The 1116-nt window shown below is 40.8% G+C and carries 1 protein-coding gene; it reads left to right on the top strand.

The annotated features are described in order from the left end of the window. The coding region (locus F6K22_RS41375) for a group II intron reverse transcriptase (protein ID WP_293111024.1) at positions 1-961 on the top strand (961 nt) is incomplete at its 5' end. Positions 962-1116: the final 155 nt, after the last annotated feature.

Below are 1116 nucleotides of genomic sequence, written 5' to 3'. Positions count from 1 at the left end.
GGAAAAAAGACTAAAAGAATTTGCCCAAACCCTTGACATGAAAAATGAAAAAGGTAATCAAAAAGGCTGGCAAATGAAACGTCAAAGTCTAACCCTAGCTCGCTATGCTGACGACTTTGTTATCCTACACGAAGACATCAAAGTAGTGTTGCAAGCAAAAGCCGTAATACAGGAATGGTTAAACCAGGTAGGATTAGAACTAAAACCAGAAAAGACCAAAATTGCCCACACCTTGGAAGGATATGATGGGAACTCACCCGGATTTGACTTTCTAGGATTCACAATCAGGCAATGGAAAGTCAAGTCAACCAAACAAGGATTTAAAACACTGATAAAACCATCCTCTAAAAGTGTAAAAACTCACTATCGGAAATTGGCAGAAATATGTGATTCAAACAAATCCGCCCCACTTAGGGCTTTAATTGCCAAATTAAATCCGGTAATCAGAGGATGGGCTAACTACTACTCAACCATAGTCAGCAAAGAGACATTTCAAAAACTTGATAGCCTCCTGTGGAAAAAACTATGGAGATGGGCAGTTAGAAGACATCCAAACAAGTCTAACGCCTGGGTAAAGAAAAAGTATTTTAACCAAATTGGAACCAGAAGCTGGATTCTAAATGATGGTGAATATGTACTAAACCAACACGCAGATGTTCCCATAATACGGCACATCAAAGTGAAAGGTAATAAATCACCCTATGATGGCAATTGGACATATTGGAGTAGCCGAATCGGAAAACATCCCGGCGTAAGGAAGGAAGTTACAACGCTATTAAAACGGCAAAAAGGTAAATGCGCTCACTCCGGTTTAACCTTTAGACCAACGGATTTAATTGAGGTTGACCACATCATTCCCAGGTCTGAAGGCGGTGACAATACTTATGGAAACAAACAACTGTTGCACCGACATTGCCATGACTCTAAAACTGCCAAAGATTTGAAAGTAGTTAACCATTAGGACTCATTAAGTCCGAAGGTGGAATTTTAAGGATGTACCCATGAAAAGGGACGCTTAGGAGAGGAGCCGTGTGAGGTGAAAGTCTCACGCATGGTTCTGAAGACGAGCAGACCCCATAAAGGATTACCCGGAAATGGGTTTGCTTAGTTCAACAA

This window comes from Okeania sp. SIO2F4, from assembly GCF_010672385.1.
In the GTDB taxonomy this organism is placed as follows: domain Bacteria; phylum Cyanobacteriota; class Cyanobacteriia; order Cyanobacteriales; family Microcoleaceae; genus Trichodesmium.
This window is presented reverse-complemented; position numbering and strand designations above follow the sequence as displayed.